This window comes from Vallitalea longa (genome assembly GCF_027923465.1).
GTDB lineage: Bacteria > Bacillota > Clostridia > Lachnospirales > Vallitaleaceae > Vallitalea > Vallitalea longa.
In genome coordinates this window covers 120,457-140,119 of record NZ_BRLB01000006.1, presented here as the reverse complement: position 1 = coordinate 140,119, position 19,663 = coordinate 120,457, and the positions used below count along the sequence as shown (strand labels likewise).

Sequence of the window (19,663 nt, the reverse complement as noted above, 5' to 3'; positions counted from 1 at the left end):
TTAGTTGTTGCTTGTAACTTTATTGAATATCTTAATGAACTCTCTAACTTTTTGTTGCTTAACTTTAAATGATGATACTGACGTATAAATTTTATCCTTATATATAGAAATAGTTAATGAAGCATAATAACCCTTTTGCACATAATTGATATTGTACAAAGGCTCTTCCAAATTATCATCTAATTCTATTTCATTATCAGAAGTAAAACTACAAGATTTGAAGAAATCCAGTATTTCTTTGATATCATCTTGTCTATCTATTATAATTATATCTGATGGCTTTTCCCTATCAACAATTTGTATATCTTGCATATCCTTACTTTCCAATGTATTTAAATCCTTAAAAAATGTTATTGCCTGACTATCATCTTTAGTGTTATCTTTACCAATATTGGAAATGAATAATATGATTGCTAAAATTGCAATGACTTCCAAAAATATCTTATCACTCTTTTGTGGATCCATATTGTCCTCCAATAACATGTTGTGTATTTATTTCTCTCTAATTATTTTTTATTTATACATTCTATTTCTATCATAATTATACTAATTAAATTTAAATTAGTAAAGTTATAATTATATGTATTTTATCTAAACATATTTTATTTGGAAAAACACCAATCCATATCAAGTATCATATGTTAATTTATAGACATTAATTAAGGAGTATTTTATGAGAGATATGTATAATAATAGAAGACCTATTTTATCAGAACGTCCCAATAATAGGATGCAAGCCCCAAAAAAACCAAATAATGATAAAGATGATTCTATGGAAAAACATGAAATCAGATTAGCAACTGCTTATATTCCCAATCAACCATATGTAGGACTAGTCCCTTTACAAGAAGGATTCCATAGAGGAAGCATGTTCCCTAATCTATACCAACCTTATCAAGATTGGAGGCGTCGTTAATGTACGATAAAAAGTTAATGAGGGAAATACAACAATTAGGATTTGCCACTCTAGACCTTAACTTATATTTAGATACTCACCCAGATTGTAAAAAAGCACTCTCGGATTATAATATGATACAACGAGAGTATGAAAACAAAAGACGTATGTATGAATTGAATGTTGGTCCTCTAGTTAATTTTGGTATGAGCCCAAGTAAATATCCGTGGGAATGGTTAGATGGACCATGGCCATGGGAAAATGAATAGGAGGTTAGTTTATGTGGTTATATGAAAAAAGATTGCAATTCCCAGTTAATATTAAACACAAGGATTTAAGAATGGCAGGACTATTAGTTACTCAATATGGTGGACCGGATGGAGAATTAGGTGCAGCGATTCGTTATCTTAACCAAAGATATGCTATGCCTACTAATAAGACTAAAGGATTACTTACTGATATCGGGACTGAAGAACTTGCTCATGTAGAGATTATCTCCGCAATGATCTACCAACTCCTAAAAGGAGCTACTATACAAGAAATCAAAGATGCAGGATTATCTGCTCACTATGCTCAACATAATCATGGTCTTTTCCCTACTGACGCTAGTGGAGTTCCATTTACTGTTGCAGGTATAGGTTCATTAGGTGACCCTATTACGGATTTACATGAGAACCTTGCAGCTGAACAAAAAGCTAGAGCTACTTATGAGCATCTTATGAATCTTACTGATGATCCAGATCTAATAGAACCATTGAAATTCTTACGTCAAAGAGAAGTTATTCATTTTCAACGATTCGGTGAAGCTCTTGATGATGTACAAAATGAATTAAGTAAGAAAAAATACTATTAATAACATAGTGACTATTACATATAAATTCACTATAAATAATTATTAGCTAGAATTGCATGCTGCAATAATCTAGCTTTTTATTTTGCTTGTTATCATAATATGAACTTTGCTACAAATATATTAGGACTGACTCAAAAGCCAGTCCCTTAATATATTTGTATCTTATAGCATCTAAACTTTATATTTTCACAGTTACTCCGATTATTAATCTAGAGGAATTAAATTTAATGGTGGATTATCATCTGCACCAACTACAGCATCAGTAGATCCATCGCCTGCTGCTATATCACCATTTGTATTGATTACTTTTAGAGTTGATCCATCTTTGAATTCTATTCTTGTTACTTCTACGAAACAATATGCTTCTGTAGGTATGTAGCTAAGTCCTTTAGCTTTAAGAGTACCTGTTAATTCATATTCATGTTCAGTCATATCTCTAATCTCTTTTAATAATTCTTTATCTTCTTGTTCTTCTATAAGTACGTCTTTACTTCTTGCATTTGCGAAATAATCATCAGTACCATCACCATAAATTACACTAAAGAAACAATTGAAAAGATTTCCACCCATGCCACTTTCTGTAAATGAACTATGCTCAGTAATTTCAGCATATTGTTCAACAGTAAGCTTGTCTTTATGTGTTTTGATAAACTCTATTAATTGATCTTGTGTTACAGTTTTAACTTTCATACTTACGTTAATATCTGCTTCTGCCCCAGCTGTTAACCTTACACCAGCTCTTCCTGCATATCCACTACCATTACTTATTTTAAAAGATTCAAACTCATCATGCTCTTCAGATGCGTAACTTGCAAAAGATAATGTAAATACCATACTTAAAATTAACATGCAACTAACCATTTTTTTTAATCCTTTTATTTTCATACCTGTAACCTCCTAATTATTTTTCATATAGTTTATTAATATTTTTCTGGGTATTTAGTTTTTTTCAATTGGCCAAAATTTTTAACTAAATTTAATTTCTGTCAATATAGATATTGTTAGTATATTTAATATTATATCTAGTAATAATACGGAATATTTATTTTTTTCAAAATCATCCTCCTTGTTGTATAATATAATTTACAAATCATATTATACAACTAATTGTCTAACTATTCAACCCCCAAAATAAAATTATTTGTAAATATATCTAATTTACATTATAATCTAATTTATTTCAAATTTTTCATCAAAAATGAATATTTTATAAATTACTTCCAATACCTATAACATTATGAAACTGAAGAACTAGTTCATGTTAAATAATCTGAACAATTATTGTTCGTTAAATAAGTCTATTACAGATTTGCTTAAGAAGAACAAATTATTACGTCATCAAAGGAAAGTAATTCATTTTCAACGATTTGGTAAATCCCTCAATGATATTAAGTGATTAAGTAAAAAGAAATAGTATTAATAATATAGTGATTTTACTATTCCATATATATTATCAATATAGAAAAAGCTAGTATTGCTACTGCAATAATCTAGCTTTTTTGTTTTTACGAACATATATTTTCTTTAAATCAGTTTTTTTATTCAATAACAAACATTATATCTTATGCATAAAGTTATATATTTATTGCATATTAAAACAATGATTGAAAAATATTAAACATATTTTCATTAAATATTAATGCTAATTCTGCTTCTTCAGATGAATTTCCCCATCTAAATATTATATCTTCTATTCCTCTATTTAAACTAAGGTTAAAATAATCTATTTTACTATAGTCACTACCTAAACTACTATAAAATGATAAATTAAATAGATGTGTAATTAATTTCTCTGTTAACATATCATTTTTATTAGTTGCAATTATAGTATTCCTTTGTGGGTTTGAAGCTACTATTTCTAATGCAGTTAAAAAGTTATTAACACTAAACTGTGCTACACTAGAATAAAATATCTTCTCACCTAATTTAATTTCAACTTCCGGGCCTTTAATAAATTCATCAAGTTGCCATTTAGGTTGAAGTAATTTCCAAACTTTTTTATACTTCTCTATTCTAGAAGAATTATCATCAAGCTCAATATTAACAAACAAATAAAACTTTAATTTACTTAAATCATTTCTTTGAAAAATTTGGCTAATATCATAAGCACATTTTTCTAGAAATACTTTACCACCACTTGTTAATAACCCATTTATACTAAATACACTTAGATTAGGGATAGTATTTATTAGTAACCTTGCTTTTTCTTTACTAAAAAATCCGAAATAGGAAAAAGCGTCTTTTTGAATCTCATTCCAATATTTCATTGTTTACCTCTTATTCTTTTTATTCTTTTTATTCTTACCTTTATATTTTTTTCTGCTGATACTCTTATTATAACTTTTTTTCTTATTGGCACTTCTAGTAAGCAACATAACTGATATTAATGCAGTTATTGGAACTGTAAGAACGATACCTATACTTCCTGATAGACCTTGAATGATCTCTGTTCCTATAAAAGGTATATTCATGAACTGTTTTCTTCCCATCTGGTACCCCCATATAAGCATAATACTATTAAGAGAGCTTCCAGCAAAAGCTAATATCAAAGTATTAGACATGGTTCCCATAACATCTTTACCGATATTCATACCTGATTTGAATAATTGCTTACTTGATAACATTGGATTTGTTTTATGTATCTCAAATATAGAAGATGTAATTGACATAGCTACATCCATAACCGCTCCAAGAGAAGCAATCAAGATAGCCGAGAACATCAACCCACTGATCTGTATCTTATAATCCATAGCAACATAAACCAGTTCTTGTCCTTTATCCATTGTTATTCCCGATAGATGTGCTAAATTACCGGAAACATATGAAATAATTCCTGCAATAACTACACCGATAATAGTTCCAAGAATAACACTAAATGTCTTAAGATTAAATCCACTTATCAATAGAAACGAAGCTATTATAATAATGCAAGCCGTTATTATTGTTACTACTATGGGATTATTACCTTGGAATATGAGTGGAAGCATAAAAAACACTATCATGATACCAGTGAAAATTAACGATATTATAGAATACACTCCCTGCATACGTCCAAGTAGTATTAATAGAATAAAGAATATTGCAACTAGAATATATAGTAAGGGCTCTCTCTTATAATTATATATCCATACAATATCTTCAAGAGATTCATCTACACTTGCAATAACAACATCATCTTTCTTAACATAGACATTATGATTTCTGCTAAGGGGATTCTTGATTTTGAATGATTGACCTTTGTATTTACCTGTTAACACTTCTATTTTAACTACTTGAGTACCCAAATATAGTCCATCAAATGCAGGATCCTCATCTACCTCTTCACTAATGACTTCTAATACTCTTGCATCTTCAAAATCTTGTTTAAAATAATTAGGCTGATTACTATTAATCTTGAACATAGGAGATATAATAATGATTAATGCTGCTAATAATATAAATCCAATGATAGGTAAGTATTTTTTCATAAGCTCGCCCTTTCCGTATATTGTAAGATAAATATTTAGAAGGAGCTGTAATATATACAGCTCCTACACTAATAATCTCGTTATTTTATGAAGCTTTTGGCAGTTCTTCATCAGTTTTTATTTCTTCTAATTTACCCTCTTCAATCAAATCATTTGCATTAATTGATTTAACATTAGGTGTTCTTCCATCTTCTGATGTAGGAATTGTCAATTCACCACTTTTAATCATTTCAAATACTGTATCCTTATATGCATTTTCAAGATCAATACCAATTATCTTCCAGTTATTATCAACTGTTGGAACTGCTTTACCTTCTTTTTCTTCTTGGATGTACTTAACTATAAGTGCACGTATACGTCCAGCATCCTGTATTAATTCATATGAATCATAGAATACATCTTCATCTGTAGCAAATCCTTCATTCTTTAATGTACCAAAACGATAATTATTAATTGTTAATTTATATATTTCATCATCTTTAACAGGCTCACCTTTAAATGTAAGATTCTTAATTCTGTTACCTGCTTCTTGAGATATATCAATATCATAGTCTACGCCAGCAAACATATCATAATTGAATCCTCTTATATCAGGATTGAAACTTACTGTTACATCGCCTTCTTTATATGTATTATAATAGCTTGCAGACCATTCCATGTATTTCTTTAAATTCTCACCAGTGATATTTACACCGATTAAAGTATTAGTATATTTATATATGTTAGCTACGTCTTTTTTCTTGAATTCACCTTTAACCAAGTTCATATCGTTTTTAAAAGCTGCTGCGGAACTTATATCAGCTCCTGAATAGAATAATTGCACTTCATTAATTAAATCCATTAATGCTGTATCTTCTACCTGAGCTGTAGGCATTGTAGTTACTTTTGCATCTCCAGTAATATAGTCAACGTTTTTAACATAATCTTCTTCGATTTGACCAACTACTATATTAGCATCTTCAACAGATTTTTTATGTACGAATTCAAATTCATTCAATATATCTTTATCTTCTTCAACTTCTGCAGTTTCAATATTCTCTACTGTCACATCTTCGACTACATATCCGTTACCATATTTACCCACAGTAATTTCTGCTTTGGCAAGAGCCCAACCATAACAACCGGGTTCAATTAATTTAGTTCCATTAACTTCTTTATCTGAGAATTTAGAATGAGCATGTCCACAGAATATTACATTGAACTCTGGAACTGCTTCTGCTATCTCTAAAGCACCTTGGCTTCCATATTCTCCATCAGGTCCAATATGGAATGCTCCAACTAGAATATCATATTTACCTTGTAATTCTTTTACTACCTTTTTGGCTTCTTCTACAGGTTGAGTAAAAGTTAATCCTTGAAAATGTTCTGGCGCACTTGCTTCCCATCTTGGAATATGAGGTGGTAGTAGGCCTACTACTGCAATACGAACACCATCTTTTTCAAATATCTTATAAGGTTCAACATAACGAGTACCATCTTCTTTATATATATTAGCAGCTAATACATTGTTACTAAATGCATCAATATTTCTATCTAAGAAAGATTTATCAAAATTGAACTCATGATTTCCAAGTGTCCATAAGTCATAACCAATACTATTCATAGCTTGTACCATTGGATGGACTGGAAGATCATTAAAAAGTTCAGCACTATTATCTTGAACTGTATCTCCACAGTCTAATAATATTGCATTAGGGTCTTTTGCTTTTTCTTGTTTTATAAGTGTCTGGAGTTTTGCGAATCCTGCATCAGCATCAGGACTATCTGTTGCATATTCATACGCATAAATACGTCCATGAACATCACTGGTTCCTAGAACAGTTATCTTTTTGCCTTCTTCAACTACCGGATCTTCTGCAACAGGTTCTTCTACTACTGGTTCCTCTGCTACCGGTTCTTCAACAACAGGCTCCTCTACTACTGGTTCTTCTACGATTTGCTCTTTGCTAGGTATTTCCAATTTTTGTTCAGGGTAAATCAAATGAGGATTACTTAATTCGTTAAATTCTGCTATCTCTTCCCAAGTTGTGTCATATTGTTCAGCAATCTTCCATAAAACATCTCCTGGTTTTACGGTATACACTTCTTTAGCTAATGCTGATGATGCAAACATACTTGTTATCATTAGAACAGCAACTAGAAGTGTTAAGGGTTTTCTGATTTTCACTAAAAATCACTCCTTCAGTATTTTGATTATTGGAACACACATAACTTTTGATAGCTATCGCCATCCATTTAATTATAACCCTAATTCTAATATATATCAATAATTTGATACTTTATTTAAGTTTTATTAAACTTATATTTTGACATTTATTAACTTTATTCGACATATTGTCCGGATTTATAGATAATAAAAAAGCAAAGACATCTTTTTTAAATATCTTTGCTTTTGTTTATTATAATTTCACATCAACATTTTTACCTATAGGATTTTGCTTTCTTTGATCTATACTTCCTTTATTATCGCTAGTAGAAATCATTTTTTCATTTTTATTTTCTTCTAATTTTTTATCTTCTTCTACTTTATTATTTATCTCTTCGTTTTTATCTTTTACCTTTTCTAATGACTCTCTTGTCTCTTTGATTATCTTGTTAGTCTTTCCTAGAGTTTCCATTGCTTCATTCTGTACTTTATCAGCCCTAGAACGTAGTTTGGCTACCCTTTTGACTCTATAATCTGACAATCCTACACTTTGTCCTCTACCTATGTCAGTCTCATACTCTACCTGTAATACCTTAGCTTCTTGTCTGAGGTCTGATGCTATTTTTAACTTATTGTTAGCTACATCCAATGATCTTGAAGCTTTTATCATATTTTTAGAAGATACTTCTATTCCTAGTTCAGCTTTAATTTCTTCTAAAGGAGTAGCTGGCCTTTTCTCTTTCTCTCTTCTTTTTTCTTCAATTTCTTCTGCTTCTTCAATTTTCTTTTCTGTCTCATTCATTTTTTCTTTAATTTTTTCTTCGTTGATTCTTTCAAGCAATTCTTGTTTCTGTTCCTCTAGTTGCTTAATCTTTTCTTTTTTATCGTAAGCAGATAACTTTTCATTTTCTCGAACACCAGCAATATTTTTATCTATCGCTGTCATTTGCTTTTGTAATTTGGAAACAAGAGTATTTTTTTTACCATTAGCATTATTAGTAATAGCATTATTATTAGTATTATTATTAAAATATGTATTAACACTATTACTATTATTCAAATTAATATTCATACTTCCACCTCTTAGTATCTTAAATTTTATGTTATCACTCAACTTTTCCACTATCTTATATAACTAATATATTCTATAGTGATTAAGTTGTATCTTATATATATATCGTCATTTGATAAAAATATTTAACATAAAAATAACACAAAAACATAATATACTACTTAATATATGGAATAACTACTAATAATCAACTCAACTTTTCCACCAATAAATAAAGGATTATAACAGCTAATTATATGCTTTTAGCACTTTTACTAATTGCTTATCATAATCAGTTATGATATTATCTACACCCATTTCAATAAATTCCTTCATCTTTTCAGTTTCATTTACTGTCCATACATGTACATCCCTATTGATTAAATGTGCTTTTAGAACGAAATTCTCATCTAAATAACTTTCTTCAATACTATAAAAATCCACATCTTTAATACTGTTTATATCACCTATAGCTACAAACATTATATAGCCAGTTTTTATATTACTATTTAACCTTTCAACTTGTTTTAATAAGTCATAATCTAGTGATGTTACAACACAAGAATCTACTATTTTTTTATTATTAATGATTTCTACCACTTTTTTGACTAAATCTCTACCTTTTCCTCTTTGCTTCAACTCGATGTTTAATGAAATTTTCCCTCTTGAATAATCTATTACTTCTTTTAGAGTAGGAATCTTCTCACCTTTAAATTCTTTACCAAACCAACTCCCTGCATCTAGTTGTTTAATCTCATCATAATTGGTATTATATAATTTTTTATTAGATCCAGTGATTCTTTTGAGACTTTTATCATGGTAAACTACTACTACACCATCTTTTGTTTCTTGTACATCTATTTCTACAAAATCGGCTTTGTTTTCAATGGCTTTACCTATAGCTGATAATGTATTTTCTGGAGCTTCTATTGAACTTCCCCTATGTGCAGTCACTTCTACATGGTAATGCGTACTTGCTAAATCTGCTAGAATGTATTTTGTTATTACTAATACTACACAGAACGATAAAGTTATCAAAATTTTAATGGCTTTTTTGTTATTGAATACCTTATCTATTATGGATAATTTTGTTACTTTAGTTTTTATTGATAAATCTATAGGTGAACTATTTACACTTAAATATAGACAAGTAAAATGATGAATTATATATGGTATGATCAAAAAACTTATCAAATAAAGAAAAAGCCCCAGAAATAGAACTACTCCATTAATAAGAATATTGGTAACAGAATTATCTAATGAAATCATAGGAAATGATATTGCAATACTACCGAAAATACCTAAACTGACTACTATCATCAATACTATAGTAATCACAAAACTTTTTATTACTAATTTAAAATTGTTCTTAACCAAATGAAAACTTTTTTTCATAGCCTGTAAAGCCGACTTATTTTCTAACATAATTATTTCCATAGAAAATATAAAGCCTATGGATAATATGAATACTATTACTGTACCTATTTTCATAGTAACATATAAAAATTGATTATTGTTGATATATGCTCTAATAAAATTGGGTATCTGTAAAGAAGTTAATAGACTAGTATGATATCCCATATCCAACCATGGAAAAATGATTACTACATATGTCAGTATAGTTAATCCACCAAAACCCAAAAGATTCTTAAATCTCTTAATGCTTAACTTCAATACATTAAAAAGTGTGCTTGGATGTTTATTACTAGAAGCTTCATAACTAATAATTATTATTCCACCATATTCTATTAGTAGAACTAATGTTGCAAATATAGTAATTAAAATAGCACTTATAAAACCTTGAGGAGATAAAACAAATTTAAGTATTACTCCATTCAGAAGTATACTTAACCCTTTACTCTTTAAAATAAGTTTGAATAGTTCTTTGAATATTGGAATAAGAACAATTGTAACCAACACTTTTGCAACTATCTGATATTTTATAAAAGACCAGAAATTTCTTTTAAAACTTGTAAATGTACTTTTATATTTTTCTTCTAACCTAAACTTCTTACAATTCAATTAAGTTCCTCCGATATACTATCTATACTTATAAACAAATGACATTTAAGAGTTAAGAATATCCGATAGCTAAATTGATTGTAATAACCATTGCTTACTTAATCTATTTTGGTTATCATCTCTCTATAGTTATCCAATGACTCCTTTTTAACCATTCTATCCCTCTTAGGAATATCAATTGATAATTCCTTCTTTATTTTTGCTGGCCTACCTTCTAATATATATATCTTATCCGCTAATAATAATGCTTCATCTATATCATGTGTTACAAATACAACTGTTCTGTTGTCTTCCTCCCACAATTCTAAAAAAGCATTTATCAACTCTATTTTCAAATCATAATCCAAACCTTGAAATGGCTCATCCATAAGAAGCATTTCTGCCTTATAAGCGAATGCTCTTGCTATTGAAACTCTTTGTTTCATACCACCGCTTAATTGCTTTGGATAATACTTACAAAATTGAGTGAGTTTAACTATATCTATATATTTCTTCGCCAACTTCTTAGCATCTATTTCATTATTACTCTTTAATACAAATGTTATATTATCTTCAATAGTCGCCCAAGGTAATAATCTAGTATCTTGAAAAATGTAGGATACATTATCACTAGTCCCCTCAATAGATCCTATATCATATTCTAGAGTTCCTGAAATAATATTGAGAAGTGTTGTTTTTCCACATCCAGATGCTCCTAAAAAACAAATGATTTTACCTTTTTCAATATCCATATTGAAATCTTTGAATATAACCAAATCATCAAATGCCTTGCTAATATTTTTTAGTCTGATCATCATAACACCTACTTTTGTATACGTACTGGTAGTATTTTTCTAAGCAAATATTTAAATATATATTCTAAAATTAAACTTAAGGCAATAACAACTATAGTCCAAGCAAATAATTGCTCAGATTCAACATAGACTTTTGCATCATATAATTTAGTTCCTATTGAGAATTTCGGGCTACTCAATACTTCTGCTGCAACTGTAACTTTCCAGCCTAGACCTAATGATGTTATCATTGCAGTTGTTATATAAGGAACAATTGAAGGTATATAAATATCTTTTACTATATATTTTTTATCTACTTTATAGACATATGCCATATCAATTAATCTTTTATCAATATTATTGATACCACCAACAACTGAAGTCCATATGATTGGGAAACACATCAAAAAACATATGAATATTGGTACATTATCCGATTTAAACCATATTACAGCTATAAGTATGAATGACATAACTGGTGTTGATTTAACTGCAACTATTATCAAATTAAGAATTTCATATATAAATTTATTAACACCACATATTATTCCAAAGATTATTCCTATTATACAAGCTATAAAAAAGCCAATGGCAACTCTAAAAATAGTAGAAAAGACTGTCTGCCAAAACATTGCTGTCTTAATTTCACTCACTAATACCTTAAATGTATTATAAGGAGTAGGAAGATATATCTCCTTATTAATAAGTAAAGCGATAATCTCCCATACTAATATCCAAAAAATAAATGCTATAATCTTATATACTATTCGTCTATTCTTTGTAATAGAAGTCTCCATCAGGTAATTTTCCTCCTACAGATGTTGGATTAAACTCAAATAATATTTCATATAAATTTTGTAGAGTCTCTTTTGCATCTTCAGCAGTTATGAAAACAATGTTACTATTAGGTATAGCAGTTTCTGCAATCTTAGCGTTATTAATAATGCCTTGATTCTCTATTACTTTTCCAGCTTCTTCAGCGTTAGCATTAACCCACTCTACTGACTGCTTGTACTCTTCTAAGAAATCAGCAACCAATTCTTTATTATTAGCCGCAAATTCTGAATTGACAATGATACATCCCATAGCTAAAGGACTATCTTCTCCTTGAATTTTTTTCCATTCTTCAGTTATATCAAGTGCTATCCTTGCATCTTTGTTTTTCATAGAAACTGTAGTAACAAAAGGTTGTGGTAACATAGCTAATTTATTATCTCCTGATATAACAGTTGTAGCAACTTCTGCATGTTGCATAGTGTAATTAAGAGTAACATCTTTTTCAGGGTCAAGATTGTTTTCCTTTAATATGTATTGCAATATATAATCTGGAACTAAACCTTTACCACTAGTATAGATTTCTTTACCTTTCAAGTCTTCTACACTTTTAATCTCATCCCCAACTTCCATGACATATAATACGCCTAGTGTATTAACTGCTGCTAGTTTTATTTGACCCTTTGATTTATTATATAGTACTGATGCTAGGTTTGTTGGTACACACGCTAAGTCAACTTCATTACTGATTATTTTTCCTGTTAATTCATCTGGAGCACCACTTAAAGTAAATTCACATTTTAGTGCTGATTCACCAGAATCTACATCATCCATTAATTTTGCCATACCCATTCCTGTAGGCCCTTTTAAAGCCGCAACTTTTATAACTGTAGCTTCTTTATCATTCTCACTTGTATCTGTTTCTTTGTCAGTACCTTCTTTATCTGCATCATCTTTTGATTTGTCATCTTCTACTTCACCTTTTTCTTGCTCTTGATTATACTTATCATTCTCTACATCTTTTTTACTAGACTTACAACCAACGAATAAAGTTGATATAAGTACAAGAGTTAACAATATAGTTACAATCTTACTTAAATTTTTCATAATAATAAATCCTTCCTTATAAATTGATTATATTAATAGGTATAGCCAAATACTATTAACATAATAATATACTGTTATTTGTATTTTATATATTGTATATATAATTTATTATTATAACACAAATTTTGATATTCGATATCATTTATTTTACTTTTTTTTAATTTTGACTAAAAGATTAAGACTCATAGAAGATTTCAAGAAAAATAGAAAGTATCACTTTACATTTAATAAAAAATAAAGCTTATCTTATAAGCAAATAAGATAAGCTTTTATTCATTTATATGTTATTATTGTCTACCCATTGTTTGACCGCTTGATTTTAGTACATTACATGCTTCAATAACTCTATCAGCTATACCAGCTTGTGCTTTTTTCAAATAAGCTCTTGGATCATAAGCTTTTTTATTCCCTACTTCACCCTCAACCTTAAGTACTTCGTCATAATGTTTAAACATATGCTCAACAATAGGTCTAGTAAATGCATATTGAGTATCTGTGTCAATATTCATTTTTACAACTCCATATTCAAGAGTTTCTTCTATTTCTGCTTTTGTTGAACCTGAACCACCATGGAATACTAAACAATAGTTAGCATCTTTTCCATATTTAGCTTTTAAAGCATCTTGACCTTCTTTTAGTATAACTGGTTTAAGCTTAACGTTTCCTGGTTTGTACACACCATGTACATTACCGAATGTTGCAGCTAACATATATCTTCCATTCATACCTTTTAAAGCTTCTTCAAACATAAGCATGTCTTCTGGAGTTGTGTAAAGTTTATCTTTTGATACATCTTCATTACTTACACCGTCTTCTTCTCCACCAACTACTCCTGCTTCTACTTCAAGAATAATTTCATTCTCTGCACAAAGAGCCATAAGTTCTTTAGAAATTTTAATATTTTCTTCTAGTGGAATATCTGAACCATCAAACATATGACTGTTGAATAGATTAGGTAATCCCTGTGCTCTTCTTTTTTTAGTCTCTTCAATAAGAGGTTTCATAAATGGCTCAACATTAGCAGCTGTACAGTGGTCTGTGTGTAAAGCTATGTTAATATCGTATTTCTCAGCCATAAGGTGAATATGATTTGCTAAAGAAATAGCACCGATTGCACTATTAGCAACCATACCTGATGCATGTTTTCCTCCACCTATGGATACTTGAATAATTCCGTCTGATTTTGCTTTAGCGAATGCTTCTAAAACTCCGTTAGCTGTCTCAATATTAGAAACGTTAACTGCTGGATAAGCAAAGTTATTTTCTAAAGCTCTGTCAAGCATTTTGCAATAATTTTTGTAATCAACTACTGGCATGAAATTCACTCCTCATAAATTTATATTGATACTTTGATAAATCAAAGCATTCTCCTATTATAGTGTTACACATTCATAATAAGACATTATTCATAATACGTCAATGATAATGATAAATATTTTTTAATTATATCACTAAATAGTATTATTGATGCCCTAATTTTATTACAGCTTTTCATAATAAGTTAATTTATATTGCTTAGGTGTCATATTATACTTATCTTTAAAAAGTCTAATGAAATATGAAATGTTAGAGTAACCAAGATTAAATGCAACATCTGTTACACTTTCATTTCTTAAATAATCCAATGCTAATTCCAATTTTTTGTTCTTAATATATTCTACAGGTTTTATACCCATAACTTTTTTAAATAGATGAGAAAAATTAGATTCTGACATGTGAAGGCTTTTCGCTAATTCTTTAATGTTAATCATATCTCTAATATTTTCATTAATATATTTTACCGCTATATTTATAGGATGAGAATTATTACCGTTCAATATCTGATATGTCGTTTTGTTCTTTATCAAATCGAACACTAATTTTTGGGCATACAAATCAATTAAGAACTCATTATTATTGTCCCTACTCTTAGATGCAACGAAAATATTATTAATATCTTCTGATATATTATATTTATTTTGACCTAAAAAATAATTATTAGTTGTTGATCTAACTACTTCTTTCATATTATCTTTCAGATCAATCTTATTAAGTACATTATTGACTAGTTCGTCATTTAATTCAAAAACCAATGCTGTAGTATGAGTATCTATGTCCATATGAACTTTTGAGTTAGATGGTAATAATAAATAATTATCTTTTGTATAAACAAATTTTTTGTTATTATTTAGTGTCACATGTTTTCTGCCATTAAGTATTGTACAAAATCGAGCATAATTATATGATTTATAATCCCCAGAAAAATTTTTGGGTAAATCATAATAAAGTATTTTAACATAGTCAGTTTCGAATCCATCAATCATTTCTAGTTTTTTATCAAAGACATTTAACATAATTTCACCTACTTTTGTTAAAATTTTATCAATAATACTCAAAAAAGTGTTAGTTTTTCAAAATTAGTGTTAGTTTTATTCTTAATAACGTAGTATAATATTCCCATAAGTACATGATAACTAAAACTTAGTAGAATGTCAATGCTAGTATTTCTCCAATTTCTTGCAGAAATTTACACTAGTTTTGTTTAGACGTCATTTTTCTAATAAGTACTAAATATGTAACAAAGTGTTTATAAATTAACAATCTATAACATAATGAGGTGGCAGAATGTATAAAATTGTAACAAAAAGAAAATTAAACGATTTAGTTGAACTTATGGAAATAGAAGCACCATTTGTTTCAAGAAAATGTGAACCTGGACAATTTATCATCCTTAGAGTTGATGAAGAAGGTGAACGTATTCCACTAACTATAGCAGATTATGATAGAGAAAAAGATACAGTAACTATTATATATCAAGTAGTTGGTTACACAACAAAAAAATTAAGTCTCAAAAATGAGGGCGATTATATAGAAGACTTCGTTGGTCCACTAGGTCAAGAAGCACCTCTTCATAAAGTAAAAAGAGTTCTAGGTATCGGTGGAGGTGTTGGTATTGCACCGCTCTACCCTCAATTAAAGAAAATGAAAGAATTAGGTGTAGAAGTAGACGCCATACTAGGTGGAAGAAGTGATGAATTCATCATATTAGATACAGAGATGGAAAATACTTGCGATAACGTTTATTATGCTACAAACGATGGTTCAAAAGGAATTAAAGGTTTCGTAACAGATAAACTTAATGAATTAATTGAGAACGGTGAAAAATATGACTTAGTTATAGCAATCGGACCATTAATTATGATGAAAACCGTTTGTGAAATTACTAAAAAATTAGGTATCAAAACAAATGTATCCTTAAATCCTATTATGATTGATGGAACAGGCATGTGTGGTGGATGTCGTGTAACTGTAGGCGGCGAAACTAAGTTTGCATGTGTCGATGGTCCAGATTTTGATGGTCATGAAGTTGATTTCGATGAAGCTATGAGACGTCAAGGTATGTATAAAGAAGAAGAAAAAGATCATGTATGTAGACTAGGATTGGAGGACTAGAAATGCTTAATAAATCACTAACAAAAACACCAATCAGCGAACAAGAACCTTTAATAAGAAACAAGAATTTTAAAGAAGTAGTATTAGGTTACACTGAAGAAGAAGCAATACAAGAGGCTAAGAGATGTTTACAATGTAAACATAAACCTTGTGTAAGCGGATGTCCAGTTAATGTACCAATACCAGAATTCATTCATGCAGTTTCTGAAGGTAACTTCGATGAAGCTTATAAAATAATTACTGCTGAAAATTCATTACCTGCTATCTGCGGAAGAGTATGTCCACAAGAAAACCAATGTGAAGGTAAATGTGTAAGAGGTATAAAAGGCGAACCAGTAGCAATAGGTCGTTTAGAAAGATTCGTAGCAGATTATCATATGCAACATCAAAAAGCTAATGATACTGTTGAAATAGATAAAAACAATATTAAGGTAGCTGTTGTAGGTGCAGGTCCTTCAGGACTTTCATGTGCATCAGATTTAGCAAAAAGAGGTTATGAAGTTACATTATTCGAAGCACTTCATAAAACAGGTGGAGTATTATCCTACGGTATTCCAGAATTCAGACTACCTAAGAAATTAGTTAGTAATGAAATTGAAACAATAAAAAAATTAGGTGTAGATATTAAGACTAATGTACTTGTCGGTCGTTCCATTACAGTAGATGAATTATTCGAACAAGATTTTAAAGCTGTTTTTATCGGTAGCGGTGCAGGTCTTCCAAGATTCATGAATATAGAAGGAGAAAATCTTAACGGAGTTTACTCTGCTAATGAATTCTTAACTAGAGTCAATCTCATGAAAGCCTATGAAAAAGATTCAGCTACTCCAATTAAAGTTGGTAAAAGCGTTGCGGTAATAGGCGGTGGTAATGTTGCAATGGATGCAGCTAGAACTGCAAAACGACTAGGTGCGGAAAATGTATATATCATCTATAGAAGAAGCGAAAACGAACTTCCTGCAAGAAAAGAAGAAGTACATCATGCAAAAGAAGAAGAAATAATATTTAAATTATTAAATAACCCAACTAAAATCATTGGTGAAAATGGTTCTGTTACAGGAATCAATTGTATTAAAATGGAACTCGGCGAACCAGATGCATCAGGTAGAAGAAGACCAACACCAATTGATAATAGTGAATTTTCAATAGATGTAGAAACAGTTATCGTAGCAATTGGTCAAACCCCTAACCCACTTATCAGACAAACTACTGAAGGTCTTGATACTCAATCTTGGGGAGGCATAATTGTAGAAGAAGAAACAATGGAAACCAGTAAGCAAAATGTCTATGCCGGCGGTGATGCAGTTACAGGTGCTGCAACAGTCATACTCGCTATGGGAGCTGGAAAAAAAGCTGCTGCTGCAATAGATGATAAAATAAAAAACAACAAATAATATATATTTAAGGAGGAAATTATAATGAACATAAAATGGTTTAGAGTTCCAAAAGATATCGTATTCGGTGAAGGTGCATTAGAATATTTATCAACTTTAGAAGGCAAAAAAGCTACTCTTGTAACAGGTGGTAGCTCAATGAAAAGATTCGGTTTCTTAGACGAAGCTAAAAAGCAATTAGAAAAAGCTGGTATGGAAGTATCTATCGTTGATGGTGTTGAGCCTAACCCATCAATTGACACAGTAGTAAGAGGCGGAAAAGAAATGGCTGAATTCAAGCCTGATTGGATTATTGCAATCGGTGGTGGTTCTGCTCTTGACGCTGCTAAGATCATGTGGGTATATTATGAATATCCAGAAACTAAATTTGAAGACTTAGTTGCAGGTAAATTCCCTAAATTAAGAACAAAAGCTAAATTCATCGCTATTCCATCAACAAGTGGTACAGCTTCAGAAATTACTGCATTCTCAGTAATCACTGATACAGCTAATCATATCAAATATCCATTAGTATCTTATGAGATTACTCCAGACGTAGCATTACTTGATGCAGCTCTTCCAGCTAAAATGCCTGCTCATATTACAGCTAACACTGGTATGGATGTTATGACACATGCTATTGAAGCTTACGTTTCAACAAGTGCAACTAGCTATACAGATCCTCTTGCTATGGAAGCTATCAAATTAGTTTATAAACAAATTCCAATTGCTTATACTGACGGTAGTAACATGAAAGCAAGAGAAGATATGCATAACGCTTCTACTCTAGCAGGTATGGCATTCACTAATGCTTCATTAGGACTAGTACACAGTTTAGCTCATAAGATTGGTGGAGAACTTGGAATCACTCATGGTTTAGCTAACGCTATCTTATTACCATATATAATTGAATATAACATGAAAGCTACAGATAAATTTGCAGAAATCGAAAAGCAACTTGAAATTAGTGACTTAGTTGCTGAATTAAAAGCATTAAATAAAAAAGTTGGTATCCCAACTACCCTAAAAGAAGTTACAGAAGTTGAAATCACAGAAGAAAAATTCAACGAAGTATTAGATAGAATGAGTAAAAATGCATTTGCAGACCCTTGCTCTTTAACTAACCCAAGACAATCTAATGCAGAAGAAGTTAAAGAAATCTACAAAGCAGCATTCTATGGTACAACTGCTAAAAATATTTAATTTCAATTTATTAATTTGTTTGCAAACCTTCTTATAAAATAAATGGAAACCCTTCTTGGAAACGAAGATTCAAGGAGGGTTTTCTATCAAATCCAAACTTTTGATATTGACAATCATTATCATTAGTAGTATAATTAAATAAATGCAACAATAGAACAGATAAATTTCAGGAAATAGAATTTTCCTAATTGTATAAGAAAAAGGTGATTATATGAGTATAGTATTAATTGGCGGCCATGACCGTATGCATAGAGAATATAAAACAGTCTGTAAGAAAGCTGGACATAAAGTAAAAGTTTTTACACAAATGTCAGCTGGATTGAGTAAAAGTATAGGTACTCCTGATGCGTTGCTGATATTTACCAGCACAGTATCACATAAGATGGTAAGAGTCGCTAACAAAGAAGCAAAAAGAAAAAATATTCCTGTTCTAAGATGTCATTCCAGTAGTATTGATGCACTACATAACTCTATAAAAAGTTTAGAATCTGTAATTTAATTCTAAAATAAAAACAAGGCTATGTAATTTTACTTGCCTTGTTTTTATTTTACTTTAATTATGATTAT

19 protein-coding genes are annotated in these 19,663 nt (G+C 29.9%); 7 read left to right on the top strand and 12 right to left on the bottom strand.

The genetic code is table 11. The features are described from left to right. Entirely contained in the window at positions 1-465 is a 465-nt protein-coding gene (locus QMG30_RS12115; protein ID WP_281815701.1) for a hypothetical protein, read from the bottom strand. Between the two features lie 208 nt (positions 466-673). On the opposite strand from QMG30_RS12115, the gene QMG30_RS12110 reads away from it, so the two are divergent. The 3 genes from QMG30_RS12110 to QMG30_RS12100 are packed head-to-tail and all read left to right on the top strand — an operon-like array spanning position 674 to position 1,748. Further along, on the top strand, positions 674-916 hold the full coding sequence (locus QMG30_RS12110) for a spore coat associated protein CotJA (protein ID WP_281815699.1): 243 nt from the start codon (positions 674-676) through the stop codon (positions 914-916). Then, complete coding sequence (locus QMG30_RS12105) at positions 916-1,164, top strand: spore coat protein CotJB (protein ID WP_281815698.1); 249 nt, start codon at positions 916-918, stop codon at positions 1,162-1,164. Before QMG30_RS12110 ends, QMG30_RS12105 begins: the two co-directional genes overlap by 1 nt. A gap of 11 nt (positions 1,165-1,175) precedes the next feature. Further along, positions 1,176-1,748: a manganese catalase family protein gene (locus QMG30_RS12100; RefSeq protein WP_281815697.1), complete on the top strand. Its 573-nt coding sequence runs from the start codon at positions 1,176-1,178 to the stop codon at positions 1,746-1,748. A 204-nt stretch (positions 1,749-1,952) separates the two neighbouring features. Here the strand turns inward: QMG30_RS12100 and QMG30_RS12095 are convergent, their stop codons facing one another. The 11 genes from QMG30_RS12095 to QMG30_RS12045 all read right to left on the bottom strand — a co-directional run bounded on the left by QMG30_RS12095 (position 1,953) and on the right by QMG30_RS12045 (position 15,421). Further along, entirely contained in the window at positions 1,953-2,633 is a 681-nt protein-coding gene (locus QMG30_RS12095) for a hypothetical protein (RefSeq protein ID WP_281815696.1), read from the bottom strand. A 707-nt stretch (positions 2,634-3,340) separates the two neighbouring features. Continuing rightward, positions 3,341-4,015, bottom strand: a complete 675-nt coding sequence (locus QMG30_RS12090) for a hypothetical protein (protein WP_281815694.1) — start codon at positions 4,013-4,015, stop codon at positions 3,341-3,343. A 3-nt stretch (positions 4,016-4,018) separates the two neighbouring features. Further along, on the bottom strand, positions 4,019-5,215 hold the full coding sequence (locus QMG30_RS12085; protein ID WP_281815692.1) for a YibE/F family protein: 1,197 nt from the start codon (positions 5,213-5,215) through the stop codon (positions 4,019-4,021). 85 nt (positions 5,216-5,300) lie between these two features. Continuing rightward, complete coding sequence (locus QMG30_RS12080; protein WP_281815690.1) at positions 5,301-7,382, bottom strand: 5'-nucleotidase C-terminal domain-containing protein; 2,082 nt, start codon at positions 7,380-7,382, stop codon at positions 5,301-5,303. 232 nt (positions 7,383-7,614) lie between these two features. Next, complete coding sequence (locus tag QMG30_RS12075; RefSeq protein WP_281815688.1) at positions 7,615-8,433, bottom strand: hypothetical protein; 819 nt, start codon at positions 8,431-8,433, stop codon at positions 7,615-7,617. A gap of 228 nt (positions 8,434-8,661) precedes the next feature. Next, positions 8,662-10,434 carry a glycerophosphodiester phosphodiesterase gene (locus tag QMG30_RS12070; protein WP_281815686.1) on the bottom strand — a complete coding sequence of 591 codons (1,773 nt, stop codon included), beginning with the start codon at positions 10,432-10,434 and terminating at the stop codon, positions 8,662-8,664. Between the two features lie 98 nt (positions 10,435-10,532). Then, positions 10,533-11,228 (bottom strand): ABC transporter ATP-binding protein, encoded by a 696-nt coding sequence (locus tag QMG30_RS12065; protein ID WP_281815685.1) that lies wholly within the window; start codon positions 11,226-11,228, stop codon positions 10,533-10,535. Between the two features lie 8 nt (positions 11,229-11,236). Next, positions 11,237-12,004 carry an ABC transporter permease gene (locus tag QMG30_RS12060; protein ID WP_281815683.1) on the bottom strand — a complete coding sequence of 256 codons (768 nt, stop codon included), beginning with the start codon at positions 12,002-12,004 and terminating at the stop codon, positions 11,237-11,239. Further along, positions 11,979-13,088: an ABC transporter substrate-binding protein gene (locus QMG30_RS12055; RefSeq protein WP_281815680.1), complete on the bottom strand. Its 1,110-nt coding sequence runs from the start codon at positions 13,086-13,088 to the stop codon at positions 11,979-11,981. Before QMG30_RS12055 ends, QMG30_RS12060 begins: the two co-directional genes overlap by 26 nt. Positions 13,089-13,375: 287 nt before the next feature. Then, the gene (fbaA, locus tag QMG30_RS12050) at positions 13,376-14,404 is read right to left on the bottom strand and encodes a class II fructose-bisphosphate aldolase (RefSeq protein ID WP_281815679.1); all 1,029 of its coding nucleotides are present in this window, start codon (positions 14,402-14,404) and stop codon (positions 13,376-13,378) included. 165 nt (positions 14,405-14,569) lie between these two features. After that, positions 14,570-15,421, bottom strand: a complete 852-nt coding sequence (locus tag QMG30_RS12045) for a helix-turn-helix transcriptional regulator (RefSeq protein WP_281815676.1) — start codon at positions 15,419-15,421, stop codon at positions 14,570-14,572. 271 nt (positions 15,422-15,692) lie between these two features. Between QMG30_RS12045 and QMG30_RS12040 the strand changes: the two genes are divergently transcribed. The 4 genes from QMG30_RS12040 to QMG30_RS12025 all read left to right on the top strand — a co-directional run bounded on the left by QMG30_RS12040 (position 15,693) and on the right by QMG30_RS12025 (position 19,595). Continuing rightward, the gene (locus QMG30_RS12040) at positions 15,693-16,520 is read left to right on the top strand and encodes a sulfide/dihydroorotate dehydrogenase-like FAD/NAD-binding protein (RefSeq protein WP_281815674.1); all 828 of its coding nucleotides are present in this window, start codon (positions 15,693-15,695) and stop codon (positions 16,518-16,520) included. Positions 16,521-16,522: 2 nt separating this feature from the next. Continuing rightward, positions 16,523-17,914: an NADPH-dependent glutamate synthase gene (gltA, locus tag QMG30_RS12035; protein ID WP_281815671.1), complete on the top strand. Its 1,392-nt coding sequence runs from the start codon at positions 16,523-16,525 to the stop codon at positions 17,912-17,914. Positions 17,915-17,944: 30 nt separating this feature from the next. Continuing rightward, positions 17,945-19,096, top strand: coding sequence for an iron-containing alcohol dehydrogenase (locus QMG30_RS12030; protein ID WP_281815808.1), 1,152 nt, complete (start codon positions 17,945-17,947; stop codon positions 19,094-19,096). 211 nt (positions 19,097-19,307) lie between these two features. Continuing rightward, a complete protein-coding gene (locus tag QMG30_RS12025; protein WP_281815668.1) occupies positions 19,308-19,595 on the top strand; it encodes a DUF2325 domain-containing protein in 288 nt (95 codons plus the stop codon). The last annotated feature ends 68 nt before the right edge of the window (positions 19,596-19,663 follow it).